At 58.5% G+C, this 22,007-nt stretch carries 19 protein-coding genes and 1 pseudogene; 12 read left to right on the top strand and 8 right to left on the bottom strand.

Translation table 11 applies throughout. From position 1 onward, the window contains the following. Positions 1-3 precede the first annotated feature (3 nt). Positions 4-447 (bottom strand): MarR family transcriptional regulator, encoded by a 444-nt coding sequence (locus J3O30_RS04365; protein ID WP_207583054.1) that lies wholly within the window; start codon positions 445-447, stop codon positions 4-6. Between the two features lie 692 nt (positions 448-1,139). Between J3O30_RS04365 and J3O30_RS04360 the strand changes: the two genes are divergently transcribed. Together J3O30_RS04360 and J3O30_RS04355 are read left to right on the top strand one after the other, a co-directional pair. Next, complete coding sequence (locus tag J3O30_RS04360; RefSeq protein WP_207583053.1) at positions 1,140-1,841, top strand: DUF1223 domain-containing protein; 702 nt, start codon at positions 1,140-1,142, stop codon at positions 1,839-1,841. A 253-nt stretch (positions 1,842-2,094) separates the two neighbouring features. Then, complete coding sequence (locus J3O30_RS04355) at positions 2,095-2,355, top strand: hypothetical protein (protein ID WP_207583052.1); 261 nt, start codon at positions 2,095-2,097, stop codon at positions 2,353-2,355. A gap of 489 nt (positions 2,356-2,844) precedes the next feature. Here J3O30_RS04355 and J3O30_RS04350 read toward each other — a convergent pair whose 3' ends face one another. Further along, positions 2,845-4,806 (bottom strand): elongation factor G, encoded by a 1,962-nt coding sequence (locus tag J3O30_RS04350; RefSeq protein ID WP_207583051.1) that lies wholly within the window; start codon positions 4,804-4,806, stop codon positions 2,845-2,847. Positions 4,807-5,335: 529 nt separating this feature from the next. Between J3O30_RS04350 and J3O30_RS04345 the strand changes: the two genes are divergently transcribed. The 7 genes from J3O30_RS04345 to J3O30_RS04315 all read left to right on the top strand — a co-directional run bounded on the left by J3O30_RS04345 (position 5,336) and on the right by J3O30_RS04315 (position 11,871). Then, a complete protein-coding gene (locus J3O30_RS04345; RefSeq protein WP_207583050.1) occupies positions 5,336-6,541 on the top strand; it encodes an MFS transporter in 1,206 nt (401 codons plus the stop codon). 699 nt (positions 6,542-7,240) lie between these two features. Next, positions 7,241-8,209: an AraC family transcriptional regulator gene (locus J3O30_RS04340; protein ID WP_207583049.1), complete on the top strand. Its 969-nt coding sequence runs from the start codon at positions 7,241-7,243 to the stop codon at positions 8,207-8,209. Between the two features lie 115 nt (positions 8,210-8,324). Then, positions 8,325-8,978 carry a nitroreductase family protein gene (locus tag J3O30_RS04335; RefSeq protein WP_207583048.1) on the top strand — a complete coding sequence of 218 codons (654 nt, stop codon included), beginning with the start codon at positions 8,325-8,327 and terminating at the stop codon, positions 8,976-8,978. Positions 8,979-9,002: 24 nt separating this feature from the next. Beyond that, the gene (locus J3O30_RS04330; protein WP_207583047.1) at positions 9,003-9,548 is read left to right on the top strand and encodes a peroxidase-related enzyme; all 546 of its coding nucleotides are present in this window, start codon (positions 9,003-9,005) and stop codon (positions 9,546-9,548) included. A gap of 44 nt (positions 9,549-9,592) precedes the next feature. Next, positions 9,593-10,255 carry an NAD(P)H-dependent oxidoreductase gene (locus J3O30_RS04325; RefSeq protein WP_207583046.1) on the top strand — a complete coding sequence of 221 codons (663 nt, stop codon included), beginning with the start codon at positions 9,593-9,595 and terminating at the stop codon, positions 10,253-10,255. A gap of 84 nt (positions 10,256-10,339) precedes the next feature. Continuing rightward, entirely contained in the window at positions 10,340-10,807 is a 468-nt protein-coding gene (locus J3O30_RS04320) for a DUF3788 domain-containing protein (RefSeq protein ID WP_207583045.1), read from the top strand. Positions 10,808-10,953: 146 nt separating this feature from the next. After that, positions 10,954-11,871, top strand: a complete 918-nt coding sequence (locus J3O30_RS04315; protein ID WP_207583044.1) for an NADP-dependent oxidoreductase — start codon at positions 10,954-10,956, stop codon at positions 11,869-11,871. A 408-nt stretch (positions 11,872-12,279) separates the two neighbouring features. Here J3O30_RS04315 and J3O30_RS04310 read toward each other — a convergent pair whose 3' ends face one another. Then, entirely contained in the window at positions 12,280-12,972 is a 693-nt protein-coding gene (locus J3O30_RS04310) for a glutathione S-transferase family protein (RefSeq protein WP_207583043.1), read from the bottom strand. 606 nt (positions 12,973-13,578) lie between these two features. Between J3O30_RS04310 and J3O30_RS04305 the strand changes: the two genes are divergently transcribed. Then, positions 13,579-14,397 carry a helix-turn-helix domain-containing protein gene (locus tag J3O30_RS04305; protein ID WP_311043785.1) on the top strand — a complete coding sequence of 273 codons (819 nt, stop codon included), beginning with the start codon at positions 13,579-13,581 and terminating at the stop codon, positions 14,395-14,397. A gap of 157 nt (positions 14,398-14,554) precedes the next feature. Beyond that, positions 14,555-15,051 (top strand): annotated as a pseudogene (locus J3O30_RS04300) (nucleoside kinase). Positions 15,052-15,283: 232 nt separating this feature from the next. Here J3O30_RS04300 and J3O30_RS04295 read toward each other — a convergent pair. The 5 genes from J3O30_RS04295 to gmd all read right to left on the bottom strand — a co-directional run bounded on the left by J3O30_RS04295 (position 15,284) and on the right by gmd (position 20,743). Then, positions 15,284-15,871: a tyrosine-type recombinase/integrase gene (locus J3O30_RS04295; protein WP_207583042.1), complete on the bottom strand. Its 588-nt coding sequence runs from the start codon at positions 15,869-15,871 to the stop codon at positions 15,284-15,286. 142 nt (positions 15,872-16,013) lie between these two features. Further along, entirely contained in the window at positions 16,014-17,123 is a 1,110-nt protein-coding gene (locus J3O30_RS04290) for a sulfite oxidase (protein WP_259673770.1), read from the bottom strand. 209 nt (positions 17,124-17,332) lie between these two features. After that, positions 17,333-18,004, bottom strand: a complete 672-nt coding sequence (locus J3O30_RS04285; protein ID WP_207583040.1) for a DUF938 domain-containing protein — start codon at positions 18,002-18,004, stop codon at positions 17,333-17,335. Between the two features lie 726 nt (positions 18,005-18,730). Then, positions 18,731-19,681, bottom strand: coding sequence for a GDP-L-fucose synthase (locus J3O30_RS04280; protein ID WP_281438252.1), 951 nt, complete (start codon positions 19,679-19,681; stop codon positions 18,731-18,733). Beyond that, the gene (gene gmd, locus J3O30_RS04275; protein ID WP_207583038.1) at positions 19,682-20,743 is read right to left on the bottom strand and encodes a GDP-mannose 4,6-dehydratase; all 1,062 of its coding nucleotides are present in this window, start codon (positions 20,741-20,743) and stop codon (positions 19,682-19,684) included. A gap of 181 nt (positions 20,744-20,924) precedes the next feature. On the opposite strand from gmd, the gene rfbB reads away from it, so the two are divergent. Beyond that, positions 20,925-21,980 carry a dTDP-glucose 4,6-dehydratase gene (gene rfbB / locus J3O30_RS04270; protein WP_207583037.1) on the top strand — a complete coding sequence of 352 codons (1,056 nt, stop codon included), beginning with the start codon at positions 20,925-20,927 and terminating at the stop codon, positions 21,978-21,980. The last annotated feature ends 27 nt before the right edge of the window (positions 21,981-22,007 follow it).

Genomic DNA, 22,007 nt, shown 5'->3' with positions numbered 1-22,007 from the left:
GAGCTAGCACAGCCGTTCGATAACACGGATTGCGGCTTCGAGCGTTCGTCTGTCCTTGCCGGACAGGCGTTCCTCGATCAAGTTGGCAATCTGCGACGTTCGGGCTTCGCGGGCGCGGGATAGTACCTCCTTTCCCTTCTCGGTGATTGAAAGAAGCTGGCTGCGCCCGTCCGCTGGATTTGGTGTCTTGCTGATCCATCCATCAGATTCCAACTGAGCGGTAACCAGCCGCATGCTCTGATGCCTGACGTTGCGGCGGCCTGCGAGTTCGGCGACACTAAGCGACCCCGCCCGATCCAGAAGCGACAGCGTTTCCGACTGCGAGGTTGTCGGTGTATTTGCTTGCGTCTTCAGGCCGCGAACGAATCTGCCGAGCGTGACACGAAGTTTTTCCGCAAGCGCTAGCGCATCGGTATCTTTTTCGGAGTTGGCTTCTTCGCTGGTCAATTTCTTTTTCCGCCTAAGCTGAACGCTCTGAACCTTTCCATAGAACGAGAAAACTAGAAGAGAAATAGCCTCGGCACTTGTGACCGCTTCTGGCGCACAAGCGACGTGACGCCGCTCCCATGACCACGTCTGCTTTCGGGCAGGAGCGACGGCTGCCTCTATGACCGAGATGAAGGCGCGAGGCCGACGTTCAGCGAGCTGATCTTCTATTTCCGATTGGGCGCCATTGCGAAAGTGAGCGATGCTCGCCTTGAGGAGGATCGAACCGCCGGCCTGTGGATCGGGTTTCTCATGCGACGTTGTGGCAAACGATCTGTGCCTTCGATCGCGGGATCCCCTTCCCTCTGGATCCGCCCGTTGATCGATGTCGGCAGTTCGCCATCTAAATCACCAAATGTGAGTCAGAGCCAACTTTCCACGCCGAAAGGCACTGCGGGCGCGGGAGATGCCAAGTTTCTCCGGCATTACAGCGAGGAAGGGAATTGCTGGCCTCCTCTTTTGGTGGCCTGGCCATTGGCTGCTGATGAGCACGTATCGTTGTGGACCTCAACGTCCAATGCAAACCACCAACGGCCCGGCCTGTCCCACAGAACGCAACCACTCGATCACGAAATCGCGAGCATGTAACGAATCTCGATCTTGCTGCGTAGACCCTTTCGAGTGCGCGTAGAGAAGCATTAGGGAGCAGAGAAATGAAGCAGCTCAAATCGATTTTCATTGCAGGCCTTGCGCTACCGTCAGTCGCCGGCTTTGCAGATCTGGCGACCGCCGCCAATCGCGCGCCGACGGTGGTGGAACTATTTACCAGCCAAGGCTGCTCGTCTTGTCCGCCGGCAAACGCCAACCTGATAAAGTTGAGCCACCGCGAGGATGTCCTCACCTTGAGCTTTGCAGTGACTTATTGGGACTATCTCGGATGGAAAGACAGTTTTGGAAAGCGAGAATTCACGGATCGCCAGGCCGATTATGAGCCCCGCCTTCGCCAATCCGGATCCTACACGCCGCAGATGGTTGTCAACGGGACAACAACGACTGTTGGAAACGAATTATCCGAAATCAATCGACTGATTTCGGGCGCAATGCCAGTGACGTCTCCATCGCTATCTCTCGGCAAGAATGAGGTTTCGGTGGGCAGCGGCCCTTCCCCGAAGTCAGAGGCTGACATCTGGCTTGTCCGCTACGATCCCAATCTCGTCGAGGTGCCTGTGGCGCGCGGTGAAAACAGCGGCACAACGTTGCCGCATATCCACGTCGTTCATGATCTCGTGCGTCTTGGCGGTTGGAATGGCCAACCAACTTCCTACCGGTTCGCGCCGGAACCCGGCCGATTGAAGACCGCCATCCTCGTTCAAGGCGATCATGGAGGGACAATCCTATCGGCGACGACCGACTGAAGACTGACTTATGCAAAATCCACCCTAATTAGAAATATGTACCAGGAAAAGAAAAGCGATTCTAATCGTGATTATGCCCGTGTATTTGGACTTCGATTTATAAATCCGGGAAAATTAAGGCTGTAAAAAAGCCATTTTTCTTTTGTTACTATTATATCGATGGATTAATATTTTGTATTTCGTTTATTTCTCATGAACGGTTACCTCATTGCTTTCTATATGCAGAATTAACCGCACCGCAAAGGAGAATACCATGTTCAAGTCAGCCCTTGCCGCCGCAGTTCTAATGACGGCTGCGACCCTTCCCGCCCATTCGGCCACAATGGCGATGTCCAAGTGTGACGACGCCTCGATGATGTCCCTGCACAAGAAGATCGATGGCATGACCGACATGAAGATGAAGAAGTCGGCCATGAGCGAGATGATGATGGCCGAGTCCTCAATGAAGGCGCACAAGATGAAGTCGTGCAGCATGCACATGGACAAGGCCATGAAGAGCATGGGCGCCATGTAAATTCCGAAAACCACGAGCGACAGGGACTCATTCGTTCCGCGTCCGTCGACATCAGACGCGTCCGATGGAACGATTGGGCGCTTTATCCTCGTGACTTTTGATCAAACGCCATGTCCAGGGCCGCTTGAGGCAAAGAAGACCGCCGACCTCTATTTCGACAGCAAGATCGACCAATGGTTCTACACCAAGGAAAACCCTCCATGAAGGCGTTCTGAATCGGTTTGCCCGGTGCAATGTAGTGCAAATCCATGCTACGGTAGCGAGTTCACCAGCAACGCGATCCTGAGGTACGAGCCGAACAAGACCGGCCCGATCTTGTTATAACCGAATTCCATGTCGGCTCGTACGTAGCCATGGAACGAATGTCTGCATCGCCCATAGGTGCAAAGTTGCTGGATCTCTTTCGCCTACCCCGCAGACCGCGCGGCTATTGCATACGGGCGGGCGTGAGCCCGGCTCTGTGAACGAGCATGAAGTGGCGCGAACGTTTCAGTGTGCGGTGCGTGGTTTCTCGTTTGCCCTCACAATGGCGTCCGCTTCCTTGCCGTATAGTTCCTCGAAGTGATCGAAGGTCTTGGAAAAATAACCAATGCCCTGCGTCGCCGAGCGCAGCGCCCGCGCCAGATCGTTATGTGCGCCGCCCGGAACGAGCGCCCGGAAGATGTCCCATCCCTTGGCGGTTTCATCACGGTCGAAGCCGAGAACCTGACCATTGAGAGCGGCGACGATCTGGACAAGGCTGCCTGAATAGACCGACGGGATGTGGAACTCGCTGCGGAAGACCGGCTGCATCAAGACGGTCGATCCTTCGGAAAGCGCCTGTCGCACCCCCATTTTCGACGCAGTCCGGAAGGCGTGCTCCGAACTGTCGACGGTATGGTGCTGACCATCTAACAGCGTTACGCCGACATCGATGACTTCGAAGCCCAGCGGTCCTTTCTCCATCGCTTCGCGCGCGCCCGCTTCGACGGCGGGGATGTAATTGCGCGGGACGGCGCCGCCCTTGATGGTTTCGCCAAAGGTGAAGCCCTGGCCGCGCTCGTTGGGGTGAATGCTCAACTTCACATCCGCGAATTGCCCGGCACCGCCGGTCTGTTTGCGATGGCGGTAATGAACCTCCGATGGTTTCGTGATCGTCTCGCGGTAGATTGGGCTGGGCGTTCGGTCGGTCACGGAGATATGAAAGACATCGGACAGCGTTCGGCAGAGATCACGCAGATGCATCGGCCCTTGGGCGCGGACGAGTTGAGCGCCCGTGCCTTCCTCCTGCAAGACTTTCAGACCGCGATCCGTCTCGGAAAGTTTCGCCAGCGTTGCGGAAAGTTTGTTTTCATCGCGCTCGCTGCCCGGAATTAGGATCCTTTCAAGCATCGGCGTGGGTGGTTCCGTCCACTCAGGCGGGGCGACCACCGCGCCGGAGGTCAACAGCGAAGGGACGGGCAGGTGGTCGGACTTGACCGTCGCGAAGACATCCCCCGGCGCAGGCAGAACCGCCGAATTGGACCGCCCGTTTGCGAGATTTTGTACGGCGCCGAGGCTGGAGCCGCCCAGTGATGCGCCTTGCCGCAGTCCCTCGCCAAGTGCGCGCACGAGCACCGTCTTGCCGACATTCTGGCGATGATAGGCATGGAAGCTTACGGCCACCAGCTTGCCTTCATCGACAGTTCCCATATGAGCGAGACGCTGCCGAAGAACCCCTACCGGCGGCGCCTCGTGGCGCAGCGCCTTCATCAGCCTCGTCATGCCGTTGCCGTGACTTGCAGCACCGATCAGGACCGGGATAATTCTGTTTTCCCTGAGAACCCGTGATGAAATGGCATAGAGCGCATCACTGGATGGCTCGTGGTCCTCGATCAGTTCCTCGAGAAGCCAGTCATCAAATTCGCACAGTTGTTCCAGGAGCTCGGTGCGCGCCTCGTGCTCGCGTTCGGCAGTGCTTTCGGGGATTGCGATCAGCGCCGACGTCTGGCCTTCCCGGTATCGCCACGCCCGTTCCGAAATCAGATCGCAACTGCCAATGATCCTGTCCCCCTCGCGGATCGGGATCTGGCGAAGCAAAAGGATGTGGTTGGCGTAGTCTTGAAGCGCGGCGATCACGTCCCTCAACCGCCCTATCGGCTCGTCCATCCGGTTGACGAAGAGGATGCAAGGCGTCCCCGAGGCTTCGATTATCCGCAGATAGGGCGCGGCGAGCACAGCCTGCGCGGGTGCCGATGAAACGCACAGTATGCAGGCGTCGCTGGCAAGAAGTGCGTGCTGCGCATGCGCCAACGCTTCGTTGGGGCCTGGCGCATCCAGTGCACACCACGCCTCGTTTCCGAAGGTGAATTCTGTGAGGTTCAATCCATAAGGGGAGCTGGATTTTCTCGGCGTCCCCTCCAGGGAGCCGAGTTTTTCCACGACTGTCGATTTTCCGGTCTGCGAGGGTCCAAGCACGGTAAAGCAGCGCATCGGCCTTCCTCCAACTGCCATAAACACAATTTTCAGCCATCATAGGATGCCCTGAACCGCTGCAAGGCGCCAGAGGTGGTTCAGTTTCACAACGCTTTGACTTAGACTTGCATTTGAGGCTGATCCATTCAGTGGCTGAGAACGCATTGACGAATTTGCGATATCGGCGTCTCCGCAGGGTCGCGATGAAATGCAAAGTTGGGTGAAATCTCGACACGAATGGACATCACGGAGCCGGCAGCCTAGGCTCAAATAAGTCAATCATTCTAAGGTTCAGCGATCTCGTTGCAAGCATGGCGGCGAGATGAACCTTCCGAACGCGTGCGGCACGTTTGGTCAGGTGCGCAAGTTGCAATGAATGGCATTTTTTGGGGTCAAGCAGATCTGCGCGACTGGGATCAATTATTCGATGCCGACCCACGACCTCCCTCCCATCGTCGCAGACCCGACAGTCCGCCGGCTGCCCATGCTAGATGATCATCGCGTCGAGCGGGAGCGTGAACCCGGTTGCCAACAGAGGCCGATCATCATGACTAACGTGCGTATCCCGGGTAACGTTCTCGTAGCCGTCATGATCGCCTGCGTTGGCACGTGTTACGGCTTCGGCCTCAGCCTTTTTCCTCAGATCATCCCCGACATGCGGAAAGATCTTGCCTTCGACTATGCGTTCGTCGGCACGGTCACCGGCCTAGTCCAGTTTTCCACGGTGGCATTCGCCGTGCTCGGCACCTGGCTCGTCCATCGCATCGGTGCCGCACGGACGGTGGTGGCGTCCGTGTCGCTCTGCGGGCTCTGCCTGTCGGGCATCCCCATCATCGACAATCTCTATGTGGTTGCCGGCCTGCTGATGGTCGCCGGCGCGACGGGCGCATCGACTTTCGTGCCGATGATTAATCTCGCCTCGCGGGTGGTAAGAGCAGAACAGCGCGGCTTTGCCATGAGCCTGATCTCCAGCGCCCCGGCCTTTGGCGTCCTCATCAACAGCGCACTCGTGGCGGCATACGCCGGAAGCGGTCACTGGCAGATGGTCTGGTCCCTCACAGGCGCGGCCACGATCGCACTGGCCGTTGTCACCCACATTCTCTTCGGGCGGGCCGGCCTCTTCGACAGCGGGACAAGTGACGAAACGCTCGCGCCAACTGCCGGCGGTTCAGCAAGCCTGCGCTCCATCATGCCATGGGTGACGCTGATCTTCGCGCTCGGCTTCATCAACGGCCTGATGCCATATCCCTATCTCACCTATCTCTCGCCGTTCCTGCGCGAGGAACTCGGCTATTCCGTCGGCTTTGCCTCATGGCTCTGGGCAACGATCGGGGCGGTGGGGATCAGCGCAGGCTTCGCCATTGGCACAATATCGTCGCGTCTCGGATCGCGCTATGCCATGCTTACCTGCTACTCAAGCTTCCTCGCCGCCGGCGCCCTCGTGGTCCTCGATCCATCGATGGAACTCTCGATCCTGTCAGGCATCTTCTTTTCGCTGGGCTTTTATCCGATCTATGGCCTGCTGCCGGCCTATGTCTCACATCGCGCCACGCCCCGCGTCGCGGTGACTGTCTTAGGCATCTGCACCGTGTTCCAAGGCATCGGCGGCACTACAGGGAACTTCTTTGGCGGCGTGATCAAGACATCGACGGAGAGTTTCAGCGGCATCTATCTCGCGGTTGCAGTCACGGCCGCCGCCGCCGCGGCGATGACGATCTCGCTGCCGAAGGACCAGAATGTGCAGGCCGTGTAGCGTCTGCCGATGCTGCCTTGCCCGGCGCAAAGGCTATTATATGTTGGCATCCTCGCAGCACTCGCCGACTTTCGGATACCATGTACCATTCTGATGATTGGAGACTGTCAAGACGAGGCAAGATCGTATTCTCGGAACGTTGCGAGCCACGAAAGCCGAGCGTAACGAACGGTTGATGGGCCGGAGGTTCAAGGCTGCGGGCGGGCGATGCGACCGTGCCAACCTTAATCCTGATTTGCGAACTGGACGACTGGAGCCCGGGCGGAGGATGTCGGCAGGGGATCTAACCTTAGCGGCAAAAGTCCACGATGAAATCGGTTCGCCGAGTAGTCACGCGGCCAGACGAACTCAAGACCGGCGCGATCGGGTAGATAGTCTGGAACTAATGCGTGCTAACTGTCGGCAACTCTTTCGGCACGAGTTGTCACCGACGTCTTCCAGTGGACAATCGCAATGCACGCCTTGAAGGGATATGAACCGGCGGCCGGTCCATTTGCGTGCAAACACTGACCTTAAAGCCCAGCGGATCACACGCTTGCCGCCTTTCCAACAGTCCAGCAAGACCCCAGCTGACGGATGTATTGCCCATAGGCTTATCGACAATGCCTCGATTACCCCTTTCACCGACAGGCCATAGAGTACATACAACTGGGGTAGAGTGGCTTAAGATGCCAGGGCGTCTTAACTCACTGAGATTCTATGTCCGAAGTCGACTGGCTGAGCCATCTCCTGCAAATCGTCACCGTGACGGGCCAGCTCGAGGTCCGCTGTTCCTATGGCGCACCATGGCGAGTTGCCTGGCCGCGGGCAGCGGCGAACGAAATCCCTTACCACGTCATCGTCAAGGGTCGAGCCATCTTCGAGCACCTAGAGACGAAAACGACGAGAGAACTGGCGGCCGGAGATATCGTGTTGCTGCCTCACGGCGCGCCCCATGTGCTACATGATGGCAGCGGTCAAACACCCGTCCTGACCCGGCAAAGCCGTGGGGCGGCCGGATGGATGCTGAGCGAGAACGATAGCCCGGACGAGCAGCTCGATCTTTTATGCGGCCGGTTTTTCATAGCGCCGCCCCATGATCGGCTGATCCGCAACTACCTGCCGACAAATCTGGTGGCGCGGGCAATCGACCGCCCCGCAGAGAACGCAGTCAGCCCCGCGACCGATCAACTAGCCGGCCTGGTGGCGTTGATGCGCATGGAGGCCGCCGGCGACCGGGCGGGCGGGCGCGCCGTTCTCAACGCGCTGTCTTCGGCCCTTTTCACGCTGGTGCTGAGGGCGGCAAGCGAATCCGAAAAGGCCCCCGAAGGCCTGCTGGCTCTCGCCGGCCACCCAAGACTGGCGCCGGCAATCACTGCCATGCTCGCCGATCCGGCCAATCCCTGGAAACTGCCCGATCTGGCGGACCTGTGCGGCATGTCGCGCGCCACCTTCATGCGGCACTTCCAGGACAGGCTGGGCTGCTCCGCCCTCGATCTGTTGACCGACCTGCGCATGAGCCTGGCGGCGAACGAATTGAAAAACCCGTCGATCAGCACCGAGGCCGTCGCCGAAACGGTCGGTTATCAATCCGTTTCGGCGTTCCGCCGCGTGTTTGCCGAGAGAATGGGGATGACGCCGGGGGAATGGCGCCGGCTGGCGCAAACCGGTGAGATGCGCACGAACTAGGACCGGCGCTTTCTAACAGATCCTTTTGAGCATTAAATTGAGGCAATCCAGTCTCGATATTATCACTGATGCCCGTAAATTGGTTTCCGTAATCACTTGATGAGGGAACCACCCAATGAACGATATCAGCAACGCAGCCATCCAAACGGCGCCGACCAACGCCGTCATCGAAACCATCCTGAGCCGCAGTGCCGCCAAATATTACGACGCCACCGCGTCACTGAGCGACGATCAGATCCGCGATCTGGTGCGGATCGGCACGTCCGCGCCGACATCCTTCCATCTGCAGAACTGGCGGTTTATCGCCGTTCGTACGCCCAGGGCCAAAGCCCAACTGCGCCCGATCGCTTGGAACCAGCCGGCGATCACCGATGCCGCAGTGACCTTTATCATCATCGGCCAACTGGCCGATGCCAGCACTGTCCCCGAGCGCCTGGCGCCGGTGGTCGAAGCCGGCATCATGCCGGCGCGTCTGGTGCCGGAATGGGAAATCCCGGCGCGCGGTCTTTATGACGACCAACCGCAGCGGCAGCGCGACGAAGCGGTACGCTCGGCAACCTTCGGCACCTCGGCGATTATCTATGCCGCCCGCTCGCTTGGCTTGGGTTCGACGCCGATGATCGGCTTCGACGCAGAGGCCGTGCATAGCGAGTTCGGTCTCGCCGAAGACGAAATCCCGGTGATGCTCCTCACCGTTGGGCCGTTGCGCGCCGGTAACTGGCCGCAGAAGCCGCGCATGCCCGTGGCTGACGTCCTGGACTTTGCATAACCCTCAAGCTTAAGGAAACCTACCATGACCAGAACCACCGTTCTGACGCCGGAGCATGTGCCCGCAGAATCCAAGCAGACCCTCGATGCGTTCACGAAGAACATCGGGTTCACCCCCAACATGATGGCGGCCTTCGCGCAGAGTCCGATCGCGTTCAACGCCTGGGCCGCTCTGCTCGGATCTCTGAGCAAGACGCTCGATGTGAGGACACGCGACAGCATCGGTCTCGCAGTCTCCGAGGTGAACGGGTGCAACTATTGCCTGACGGTTCACAGCTTTACCGCCGAACATATGGCCAAGCTGCCGGCCGATGACATCATCCTCGCCCGCAAGGGACATGCCAACGATCCGAAGCGGGATGCGGCGGTCCAGTTTGCGCGCAAGGTGAGCGAGACCCGCGGGCAGGTCAGCGACGCCGATCTGAAGACGGTCCGCGATGTCGGCTACACCGATGCAAACATCATCGAAATCGTCGCACTGGTGGCCATGTATTCACTGACGAACTTCTTAAACAACGTGTTCGATCCCGAGAAGGACTTCCCCGCCGTTCCCCCAGCGGGATCGATCTGATCCTTTCTCATTCGCAACCTTTTGAAGCTGTTGGGATCGACCAAATGAACATTCTCCATATTGATACCAGCCCGCGTCTGGAATCGCATAGTCGCGCGCTTTCGGCGGCGATCGTCGAAAAGCTTCTTGAGGTCGTGTCCGCCGCGAGCATCACACGGCGCGACATTGGGGCAGACCCCTTGCCCCAGACCACGCCGCTATACGCCGCTGCGTTGGCGTCGCCGGCGACCTCGGCCGCGCCGCCGTCGGGCTCTCTTGACCTTTCCGAAATCCTCATCGGGGAGGTCGAAGCAGCGGACATAATCGTTATCGGAACGCCGATGCACAACTTGACGGTCCCCTCGGTTCTCAAGGCCTGGATTGACCAGATTCTGCGCGTCGGTCGCACGATGAAATCGACGCCCGCCGGAAAGATGGGAATGCTTCGAGACCGTCCGGTTTTTATCGGCGTCGCTTCGGGCGGCTTTTTCACCGGAGGGAGAGCGAACCAACCTGATTTTCTCACACCCTATCTGTCGCTGTCACTGAGTTCGATCGGACTGAAAACGCATCAATTTTTTCCTCTGCAAGGCACAGCGTTCCTCGACTGGGACGACGCACCCGTGGCGAGGCAGAAGATCCTCGCCGCCCTCGACCTGACGGTCGTACCGGGACTTAGAGACATTCACGGCGTCCCCATGGTGCTGGCGGATGTCAGCGGACGATAGCCAAATGTCGTTTTGGGCTGGCACCCAAGCAGCCCCGACACCTCAACCCTTTCCGCCCCGCCGCAAACAATAGGAGGCCTTCAGATGACTCAAACAGCAAATACCCTGCCGCAAATCGGTGATAGGATCACCGAAAGGGCAGCGCCACCGGATGATACCGCCCTCCGCGAATGGATCGGACCTGAGGGGTTTGCCTATTGGTCCGAGTTGCGGACCTGGATCGATGAATTTTACCCGGGCGTTTTCGCACCGGAATGGCTTTACGGCGGCAAGAACCGAGGTTGGTCCCTGCGCTATAAGAAAACCAAGGCGTTCACCACCTTGGTCCCGGAGTTCAAGCGGCTTTCGGCCGTCGTGGTGATGGGCCGGGTGGAACGGGAGAAGTTCGAGGAACGGCGTTATGCCTGGCGTCCGCAGCTAGTCAAGCTCTACGATGAAGCCAAAACCTATATCGACGGGAAATGGCTGACGCTTCCGATTTTAAAGGCAAGCGATCTGCAAGATGTAAAAGACCTCTTGGCGATGAAGCGTCCTCCGCCATCGGGCAAGTGATGGCAAAACATCCCGGCTTCGCGCGTCGACATCGAATCCATCAACGCTGCCGACGAGCCGAAACTGCTTGGCGTGATCGCTCGAGATGAGCTCGCAGGCATCTAATTTACCGTCACAACCAACAGAGATTAGAGGAAACAACTCCAATGAAAGCGATTGTAGTAACAGACCCGGAGGCAGGTCTCGCCGGAATGAAACTGGTGGATCGAGCCGAGCCGAAGGCCGCCATCAACGACGTCGTCGTCAAGGTTCATGCAGCGGGGTTCGTCAATACCGAACTCGAATGGCCTTCCACTTGGACCGATCGTACCTCACATGATCGGACGCCATCAATCCTCGGCCACGAGTTGGCTGGCGTGGTCACGGCGTTGGGTTACGGCACCACGGGGCTTTCAGTCGGCCAGCGGGTGTTCGGCCTGGCGGACTGGTATCGCGATGGCACGCTCGCCGAGTATGTCGCCCTGGAGGCTCGCAATCTGGCGCCGCTGCCGGGCGATGTCGATTTCACTGTTGGTGCAAGTCTGCCAATCTCCGGGCTGACGGCATGGCAGGGTCTGTTCCAGCATGGTCGGCTTCAGGCGGGGCAAACTGTGCTGGCGCACGGTGCGGCCGGCGCGGTCGGTTCGATCGTAACACAGCTTGCAAGGGAAGCCGGTGCCTATGTCATCGGTACCGGGCGCACAGCCGACCGGCAGAAGGTTCTCGACTATGGCGCAAATGAATTCCTTGATCTTGCCAACGACACGCTGGAAGACATCGGTGGCGTCGATTTGGTCTTCGACGTCATCGGCGGCGACATCCAGAAGCAGTCAGCGGCGCTCATCCGGGCAGGCGGAACGCTTGTGACGGCTGTCGGGCCGACGGAAGTCCGGCCTTCCCACGGCTTGACGGTCGACTTCGTAGTCGAGGCCGATCGCGACCAACTATCCGAGATCGTTCAGCGGGTCCGCGACGGAAGACTGCGGACAAATATCGGCAAGGTCACAACTCTCGCCGACGCTGTCACCACGTTCAACGCTACCGAGCGGCGCGCGGGAAAAACGGTCGTTCGCATTCTGACTTGATGGGGCGTAGCAGGAGGGGCGATCAATAACATTGAAAGCTCCTGCTGCTCTTGAAGGGATTGGAATCGACGACCCAGTTATTCCGAATTCTCTCTGAAACTGAATTGCTCGGCAGGCCAAATGGTTGGCCTGCTTGCGGTGGCTGATTTGGGCCGGAAGTTGACATTCCGCAGTCAGGTAAACTTGTGGGAAAGCGGACATTCACATGGGAAAGGCTGACGGTATCCTCCGCTCCGGGTCGCCGCTCGCGTGACCAGCTTCAAACCTGCGCGTGGTAACGGCCGGAGTAAACCGGCCATTGGGCAGCGTCATACCTGCAGTACGGTTTGCCGGAGGGGTTTAGCCCGCCCACCGGGCGCAGCTTTGCGCGAGACTGTATTCTCCGAACCCGGCCATGAAGGCAAGTGCCTATGCGGCACGGGCTGCTGCGGCTTGCGCTATCAATTCTTCGTCCTTGGCCACGCCCCGCTTGAAGGCATCCCGCTCTACCAGTTTGCCGATATAGTCCAGAAACGCCTTGCGCGGGGGCAGTGTCTGAAGGCCAAGACCCCAGCCGATATGCGAGCCGATATAGATGTCCGCAGCCGTGAACCGATCGCCCGCGATGAAGGGATGCGCCTGCACCGCTTTTTCCAACTGGTCCAAAGTGCGCGTGTAGCTGCCATAGCCGAAGAAGAACTCCTGCTCGGGAGCGGGCACAAATCCAGCCCTGTGGTTCGTGACGGCCTGTTCCACAGGCCCCGCGGCGAAGAACATCCAGCGATAATATTCGGCACGCTCGTTTGCGGTAGGCGAAAGCCCGGCCTCGGGGAACGTCTCGGCGAGGTACGTAATGATTGCGCCGCTCTCTGTCACGGCGCGGCCATTATGCACAAGCGCCGGCACCTTGCCCATGGGATTGATCGCGGTGAAGAAGCGAACCAGTTCCTCGCTGGGATTGCTCGATGCTGGCCGTTCGAGCGCCGCGCCGCCCCATTCGTCAATTGCGCTGGTCTTTTCGTAGTCGAGGACCACCGTGTCGTAGGGTTGGCCTACCTCCTCCAGGATCCAGCGCACGATGCGCCCGCGTGAGTTCGGGTTGGTGTAGAATGTGAGCGCCATGCTCGATCTCCTGATTGATGGTTGTTGTTATCTGGATCCGTGCGTCCTGCAGGGGATGTTGTGGGACTGTCGGCTCCAGAGATGGTTGCCGCCGGATCTGACGCTCAGCGCCAGCGCCATCGGAGGAGAAGATAAGAACAGGACACCGCGCACGCATTAGCAAGCTACGCCACAAGACTTGCACAACGCGCCAAAAATACTACGGTATAGGCTAGGTCGTACGTTAACCGCCGCCTTCACCTGAACTCCGCGCGCCAGACCGAAAATATTAATCGAAAGCGTGACTGCCGATGTGCGGTCTGGGTGATGGCACACTCGCCTTCTGCAAAACAAAACGCGTCTGCGGGCTATTTCGACCGCCTGCAATCTCCAAATGGAGTAAATAGATAACTATGGCCAAAGTCCTTTCCGACCGATGCAAATTGCCGAGGCCATTCTGGCAGTCACTTGAACAACTGGGACTGCGGCCTTCGGCGGTGCTGCGACAGGCCAGGCTTCCTGCGACGCTGCATCTCGACAATTCCGCGTCATCAGCACCACACAACTTTTCGCCATCTGGAACGCCATAGAGGCGCTGTCGGTGACCCCGCCTTCAGCATAAGGATGGTGTGCGAGACCAGCACCGCCAATCACAAGCTCGCAATTCTGGTGGCGTCCTACGCTGCCGACTTTCGAGACGGTATGGCGCGGCTGGACCGCTTCAATCGTCTTTGCAGCCCTGACCGTCTTTGTTGCGAAGAGCGCGACGGCAAGGTGTCGGTGACCATCGAGTGGCCTACCGTCACCGAACCTGAGCCTCCCCTGTCGGTGGACGCAAGCTTTGCCCTTTTGCTGGAACTCGGGCGACGCGGTACTGGCCGTCATCTGCGGCCAATCTCGCTGGAGCTGCGGCGACCAAATCCGGGAACGGACAGGCACGCAATTTTCTTCGATTGCCCGATCCATTTCGGGGCAGAGCGTGATCGCATGGTGCTGAATGCACCGGACCTCGACCTGCCATTCCCCGGACACAACCCCGAACTGATCCAGATGCTCACCCCCGCGCTGGCAGAGGCCGTGCGCGAGATCGAGGTGCAGGCCACGATCGGTGAGCAGGTAAAGGGCACCTTGAAGCGCACAATGGCCAGTGGTCGCCATGATCTCGCTGCCGTGGCGCGCGATCTGGGCCTGAGCGAACGCACCTTGCAGCGGCGGATTGCGGCGGAAGGCCAGACTTTCCGTGCTCTCCTGACCGAAGCCAGACAGGAACTCGGCCGCCAGCTTCTCTCCGATCTCACGATTGACGTGGAAGAGGTAGCCTACCTGCTGGGATACCAGGACGCCAACTCGTTCTATCGAGCTTTCCGCGAGTGGGAAAACATGACGCCCGGCCACTGGCGTCGGATCAAGTCTGTGTCGGCAATGACTGCCCTTAGGCGGCGGTGAAGCGGAGATCAACGGCCGGGTTGAGGGTGTTCCCGCCAGACATTCACCCTTAATCGAAATGTACCGAATGCTAACCTTGATCAGGTGAGCTCGTTGGCTGAGCACACCCAGGTAGAGTGTCTTCTCACCGGATTGACGGCCGTGATAAAAAGGGCCCATGGGCATCAAGAACTATCTAATCGAAGGCGGCTCGGGCACTGGAAAGACGTCTGTCGCTGCCGAACTGGAGCGGCGGGGCTACCATGTCGTCCATGGTGACCGCGTTTTGGCCTATGTCGGCGACCCCGAGACAGGCCAGGCGCTCGCAGGACCACCCGAAGGCGCAGACCGTATCGCTTGGGGATATGCGCACTGGATCTGGCCTGTCGACAAGGTCCGAGCTATTGCTGCCGACACCACCCATCCTGCCACGGTTCGCGCAATTTCCACAAATTCCTGGACCTGTTCGATAAGGTTTTCGTGCTCGACATCGACGTTGAGACGTTGAACCGACGACTAGATGGGCGGCCGAATGAGCCGGGCTTCGAGCCGGCCGAGCGGGCCCTGGTACTTCGCTACCATCGTACCCGGGAGTATCTTCTTGCCGGCATAAATATCGACACGGCGAATACCGTCCCAAGTGTCGTCGACGATATCCTCGCTAAACTCACCTGAAGCCCGGCAGGCTTGTGATCGGGAGGGAAGCAACTGATTATTGCGAGAAAGACGTTAGCTGCCGTACGGCTCACTGGCGGCGTTGTCGGTTTCATAGCCGGCAGCTTTAAGAATGACAAACCGGGCATCCTAACGGCCGTCTTGAGGGCGCATAGCCGCTCGATCGCGATCTTTGGAATTGAGAAAGTTTCGTTGACACGCGCAGCCCCACTGCGCGCGGGGCCGCACGCGCTCAGATTTCAGTGTGCTCAGCTAGTTCCAGTGCATCCTCGATGTCCACACCAAGGTACTTGACCGTATTTTCGATCTTGGTGTGCCCCAACAGGATTTGGATCGCGCGAAGATTGCCTGTCGCCTTGTAGATCATTGCGGCCTTCGTGCGCCGAAGCGAGTGCGTGCCGTAGTCTTCGCTTCGTAGGCCAATTGCGGTCACCCATTCATCGACCAATTGGGCATACTGGCGAGTACTCAGATGATCGGTGTGGTCGACTCGACTGGGAAAGGCGTAATCGTCAACTGTTCCACCTCGCCGTTCAAGCCATGCAAGCAAACTTGCCCTCACCTCCGCCGTGATTTCGAACTGAACCGGACGGCCGGACTTTTGCTGGACGACCAGGGCTCGAGTTCGAATTTCCGTTCCTGTCACGAGACTCCCGACTTTCATTTTCACGAGATCGCAACCACGCAGCTTGCTGTCGATTGCAAGATCAAACAACGCACGATCTCTCATGCGTCCCTCCCTATCAAGGAAGAAGCGAATCGCCCAAATCTGGCTGGAAGGGTTCAGGACCGAGGCCCCACAGTTGGTCCAAAGGGGCATAGCAGCTTGAGTATGCGGCGTCAGCTTTGCGCCCGCATAGTGGTCATCGAGCCACCGGCCGCCGTTGCTGCAAAACGGACGTGACGCAGTGACAACGCGGGTCGCAGTTGCGCCAAGCCGCCATTCTGCCCCATGCGGGTGATTAGATCACGAATTCCTCCTCGTACGTCTGTGGCTCGGGAACGACCGTAACCTCCACCGGAACGATCCAATTGGCCGCGTAGCTCTCGCAGTCGGAACGCTGGAGGTCGGGCTGCACGCACCCCGCTCCATCGATCGCGCGACATCGCAGTTTATATCGCCCCACTTCTTTAGGGGTCCACATGTACTCCCACAAGCGCCATGCAAAGGGACGTTCTGTCTCGAGGAGCCTTCCCTCGCGCCAGCCCCTGCCATCTCCGGTGCAGACCTGCACCTGCCGGATAACAGCCTCTCCGCTCCAGGCGGCTCCGAAAATCCGGTACGGTTGGCCGGCGATGAGACGCGCCCCCTGCACGGGACGCGCGATCTGCGCTTTGACCTCCATCTTCGCGAGGGGGACCAGCCTGGGTTCCCCGAGGCTGCGCTCCCAACGGAAATAGTCGCGCGCCTGCCAGTAGCCAAGGAACGGTTGTTCCACAACCGTGATATGCGTGATCCACTTGACCCAAGCCATGCCGAACCAGCCACCCACGACCGCGCGTAGCGGGTAGCCGTGATCGCGCGTCAACGGCTCCTCGTTCATCGAATAGGCAAGGATCGTGCTGTGAGCGATGGCCTTCTCAAGCGGTAAACTGCGCGCAAAAGCGATGGGGCCGGGAGAAGCCGTTTTCCTGTTCGTGTCGACGACGCCGCTGTCTGCGCCTACGAGCAGAACCTCACGTGCGGTTCGCTTAACGCCCGCCATTTCTAAAATGTCGCGCAGAAAAACACCTGTCCACGCGGCATTGCCGACGGCTCCGTTCTGCCACTGCAACCCGTCCTTCGGCGGCACATAGTAGACGCGCCCGTTCCCTGCGCACTCTACGACGGCAGTGAAAGTCGTGCTCCGCATCGCCTTGATGCTGTCGAGGTCAAGTTCGATCGGCCGCTCCACCGCCCCGCCAACCCGCAATCTCCAGTCTCGCGCATCCAGATCCGGCGACGGGAAATGGTTTCGCACGAAGAACAGCTCGGTTGGGATCAGCCAATCGGAGAGTGACGCAAACGGAAACTCGATGTTCTGTGGGGATTTCTGTCGAACTATTAGACTGGGTTGCTCTGGTGTCGGCATAGTCCTCGTCTCCCCTTCCAAGAGCACAACGTTGGCACTCGGTCGCGCGAATTCCGGTTCGATCACACCGCCCCTCGCAGTGCGTCTGTCGCGTTCCGCCTTCGGCCGCATTCTAGCACATACCGCACGTTCCTCGGATCGACCTCGAACGGCAGCAAAGGGCCCGAATGTTTCTATAGGCCCACGTCTCTTTCGCACCCGCTTGTCGTTCAGGCACTACCGCTGGAGAAGACGAGCAACATATTGTTGGTAGGCATCTCGATCGTCTCGCGGAGATTAAGTCCAGCGGCCTCACCCACTTGTTCAAGATCAGCGATATCACGCACACCCCAGGATGGGTTGCGCTCCTTTAGAGCCGCGTCGAAAGCAGCGTTCGAGGGGGAGTTGTGTGCCCCGTCGCGCATGAATGGGCCGTAGAGAAGAAGAAGCCCACCAGCGTGAAGCAAACGGCCAGCTCCTGCGAACAATCCTAAGCTTGCCCCCCATGGCGCGATATGGATCATATTGATCGACACGATGGCGTCAAAATGCCCCGTTTGTTCGACGCCCCATTGTCCTGAGCTCACATCAATATCCCGCGGTGCCAGCACATTCTTCAGCCCTGCGAATTTGATCCAGCTAGACGTGCTGGTGCGGGCGTCGGCATCCGGATCGCTCGGCTGCCAGGTGAGGTTGGGCATTGCTCCCGCAAAACACACGGCGTGCTCGCCGGTCCCGCATCCAATCTCGAGCACGGCGCCACGTGTTGGAAGGACACGTTTTAGGAGCCCGAGGATCGGCGCCGAATTTCGCGCAACGGAAGGTGAGAACATGCGCTGGTCGGCGCTTATGTCACGCTGTTCCAGCGCAACAGGCGAACGGTCCTTCTTCTCTGGGGGCATTGGCCTTGAATCCCCTTTGGGCGATGTCTCCCACCTTATAGCTGAAATGATGGGACTGAAACCAAGATTTCGGACTTATGAAGGGGGTCGTCGGCGCGTGCGTTCGGCCGAGGGCGACCGAACGTCCCCCTCGCGTCATCACGCGACCGCCAGGCTCAAGGTCTGCTTTCGAAAATCGGAGCCCGGAAGCCGACCGACGGCTTTCGGCCCCTTGTCGGTCGTCTGACGCCTGCGCAGCGACGTCCGCTTTATGGCGCGCTGTGGACGAGGCCGTGCCCAGACGACGCCCGCTTCAGGCAAGCGCGACGACGTCCTTTATGACCGACTGAAGGGCGCGAAGTATCAGGGCGCGTTTTGGCCGCTGGACGGCTAACTCGAAGTCAGACAGCGGAAATAATTGCCGCTCACCAGTCCTGTTGAGTGATGCCCAAAGCCAGGGCACAAAGGTGGCATCCACGGTCGCTCGCGACGGGAAAATATTATGAATTCAAAGGCGATTTCACTAAGTCATTGAAATCATGCGAGAATCCAGGCGGCGAAGATTTTCCGGGTGGATTGCCATGTTCGGGCGGCTCTGGGAATTGAAAAGCGCGCCATGGGCAACCGGCTGATAGAACCCGCCGACGGTATAGCGAATCTTCTCCAAAGCTGGCATTTGCTCAGGTGCCGGTCCGGCTACACCTTCGCGACTGTCGACGCGGGAAGAAATGTTGGCCCTCGCCGATATCAGGCCGCCGGATCCGATCTATTTTCGAACTCCAGAAACCAAGCGTAAGTGGCCCGGATGCCGTCCTCAAGCGAAATGCGCGGCTTCCAGCCCATGTCCTGCAGCTTCTGATTGCTCATCAACTTTCGCGGCGTGCCATCGGGCTTGGAAAGATCATGAATAATCTCTCCCTCGTAACCGACAACGCGGCAGACCAACCGCGTCAACTCGATAATTTCGAGATCTGTGCCCGAGCCGACATTGACGTGTTGCGAGCCCGAATATGTTTTCAGAAGAAATACCAGCGCGTCGGCGCAGTCGTCGACGTGCAGAAACTCGCGGCGCGGGGTGCCCGTTCCCCAGACCACCATATGCGGGTCTTTGCGAAGTTTCGCAGCGTGCGCCTTGCGGATGAGTGCCGGCAGCACATGGCTGGAATTCAGGTCGAAATTATCGCCCGGGCCGTATAAATTAGTCGGCATGGCCGAGATATAGTCGCGGCCGTATTGCTTACGATAGGCTTCCGCAAGCTTGATGCCGGCGATCTTGGCGATCGCGTACCATTCGTTGGTTGGCTCCAACGCACCGGTCAACAGAGCCTCTTCGGGAATCGGCTGTGGAGCGAGCTTGGGATAAATGCAGCTTGAACCGAGGAAGAGCAGCCGGTCCACTTCGCCCCGATGGGCAGCTTCGAAGATATTCGCTTCCATAATCAGATTGTCATAAATAAAGTCAGCGGGATAGCTGTCATTGGCAAGGATACCGCCAACCTTGGCAGCGGCGAGAATGATCGCGTCTGGTCGGTTTGCTTCAACAAATTTCTTGACCTCGTCCTGCCGCGTCAAATCGACCTCACGGCGCGTAGCCGTGATGACGTTGCAATCTTCGGATTGAAGCCTGCGCACAAGCGCACTGCCGACCATACCGCGATGACCGGCAACCCAGATCTTCTTGTCGGACAAGTCGTACACTCAGATCTCTTTCCGGCTGCTCAGAGCCTTCCCGTGCTTGACATCCTCGCGCACCATTTCCGCGGCGAGTTCGCGAACAGGAGTCTTGTGCTGCCAGCCCAGCTTCTGACGGGCCTTGGTCGGATCACCCAGCAGAAGGTCGACTTCCGTCGGGCGGAAATACCGAGGATCGACTTCCACGAGGCACGCGCCGGACGCGGCGTCATAACCCTTTTCGTCTACGCCGGAGCCCTTCCATTCCAAAGCAATGCCGACGTCGGCAAAGGCCCACTCGACAAACTGGCGGACACTCGTCGTCTCGCCGGTCGCCAAGACGTAGTCATCCGGCTTGTCCTGCTGCAGCATGCGCCACATGCCCTCGACATATTCACGGGCATGGCCCCAGTCGCGCTTGGCGTCAAGGTTGCCGAGGAAAAGCTTATCCTGCTGACCCAGATGGATGGCAGCCACCGCCATCGTGATCTTGCGTGTGACGAAGGTCTCGCCGCGAAGCGGGCTTTCGTGATTGAAAAGAATGCCGTTGGATGCGTGCATGCCATAGGCCTCGCGATAGTTCACGACGATCCAGTAGGCGTAGAGCTTGGCTGCGGCATAGGGAGAACGCGGGTAAAACGGCGTCTTCTCGTTCTGAGGCACTTCCTGCACAAGACCGTAGAGTTCCGATGTCGATGCCTGGTAGAACCGGGTCTTTCCCTCGAGCCCCAGAATACGGATCGCCTCGAGCAGTCTCAACGTCCCGATACCATCGGCATCCGCGGTGTATTCCGGCGTTTCGAAGCTGACACCCACGTGGCTTTGTGCGGCAAGATTGTAGATTTCGTCGGGCTGCGTCTGCTGCACGATCCGCAGCAGGTTGGTCGAGTCAATCATATCGCCATAGTGGAGGATAAAGCGTGGATGTTCCTCGTGCGGATCCTGGTAGATATGCTCGATGCGGCCAGTATTAAAAGACGATGACCGGCGCTTGATACCATGCACCGTATAGCCTTTGCTCAGAAGCAATTCGGCCAAATAGGCACCATCCTGACCAGTCACCCCAGTGATAAGCGCGGTTTTTGTCATTTTTTACGTCGTCTTTCGATGCAATCTTCGGGATGTGTTTATGGAAACGGCCGAACCAGCGCAACCCCTATGTAACCGAGCTAAGCAAGCGAAATGAGCATTGCGGATCTCTGCGGTTGACGTGGGGCTGGCACAATGAGACTAGAGTTTTCCAAATTATCAGAACTCCAAGGGGGAAAATATGATCCTGGTGACGGGGGGAGCCGGTTTCATCGGTGCGAATTTCGTACTCGATTGGCTTGCGCTTCATGATGAACCGATCGTCAACCTCGATGTGCTGACGTATGCCGGCAACCTGGAGAATCTCGCCTCCATCTGGCACGACCCGCGCCATCTGTTCGTCAAAGGCAGCATCGCAGACTATGATCTGATTGAAGAATTGCTCGGCTCCCATCGTCCTCGCGCAATCCTGAATTTCGCTGCCGAAAGTCACGTCGATCGATCGATCCACGGGCCTGAAGAATTTATCCAGACGAATATCGTCGGCACTTTTCGCCTGTTGGAGGTTATCCGCGGATTTCTTGCCTCACAGGATGAAGCCTTCCGAAACGGCTTCCGTTTTCTTCACGTGTCGACGGACGAAGTCTACGGTTCGCTTGCCCCGGCGGAGGCGGCCTTCAACGAACATCGCAAATACGAACCCAACAGCCCTTATTCCGCAAGCAAGGCAGCGAGTGACCATCTGGTTCGCGCCTATCATCACACCTATGGCCTGCCTGCTCTGACGACGAACTGCTCGAACAACTATGGTCCCCATCATTTTCCCGAGAAGCTTATTCCCCTGGTCATTCACAATGCCCTCTCGGGGAAACAGATTCCAATCTACGGCGACGGGATGCAGGTCCGCGACTGGCTCTTCGTCAAAGACCATTGCAGCGCAATCCGGCGCGTTCTCGAGAATGGTAAGGTTGGAGAGACCTATAATGTCGGCGGCAGAAACGAGCTGACCAATCTATCGGTGGTCCATACGCTCTGCGAGATCCTCGACGAATTGAGGCCCCTGCCACACGGGGCAAGCTATAAAGCGCAGATCTCGTTCGTACGGGATCGGCCTGGTCACGACCGCCGTTACGCCATCGATGCGGCCAAGATCGAGCGGGAACTGAACTGGCGTCCGAGCGAGACCTTCGAGACAGGCATTCGCAAGACCGTCGAATGGTATCTCGCCAACGAAGCCTGGGTGAAAAACGTCACAAGCGGTAGCTACCGCCAATGGATCGACCGCCAGTATCAGTAAGCCAACCGACGCCCTTGATCTTCGTCC

Source organism: Rhizobium sp. NZLR1, assembly GCF_017357385.1.
Classification (GTDB): domain Bacteria; phylum Pseudomonadota; class Alphaproteobacteria; order Rhizobiales; family Rhizobiaceae; genus Rhizobium.
The sequence above is the reverse complement of the archived record's forward strand: the minus strand, read 5'-3'. Positions and strand labels throughout refer to the sequence as shown.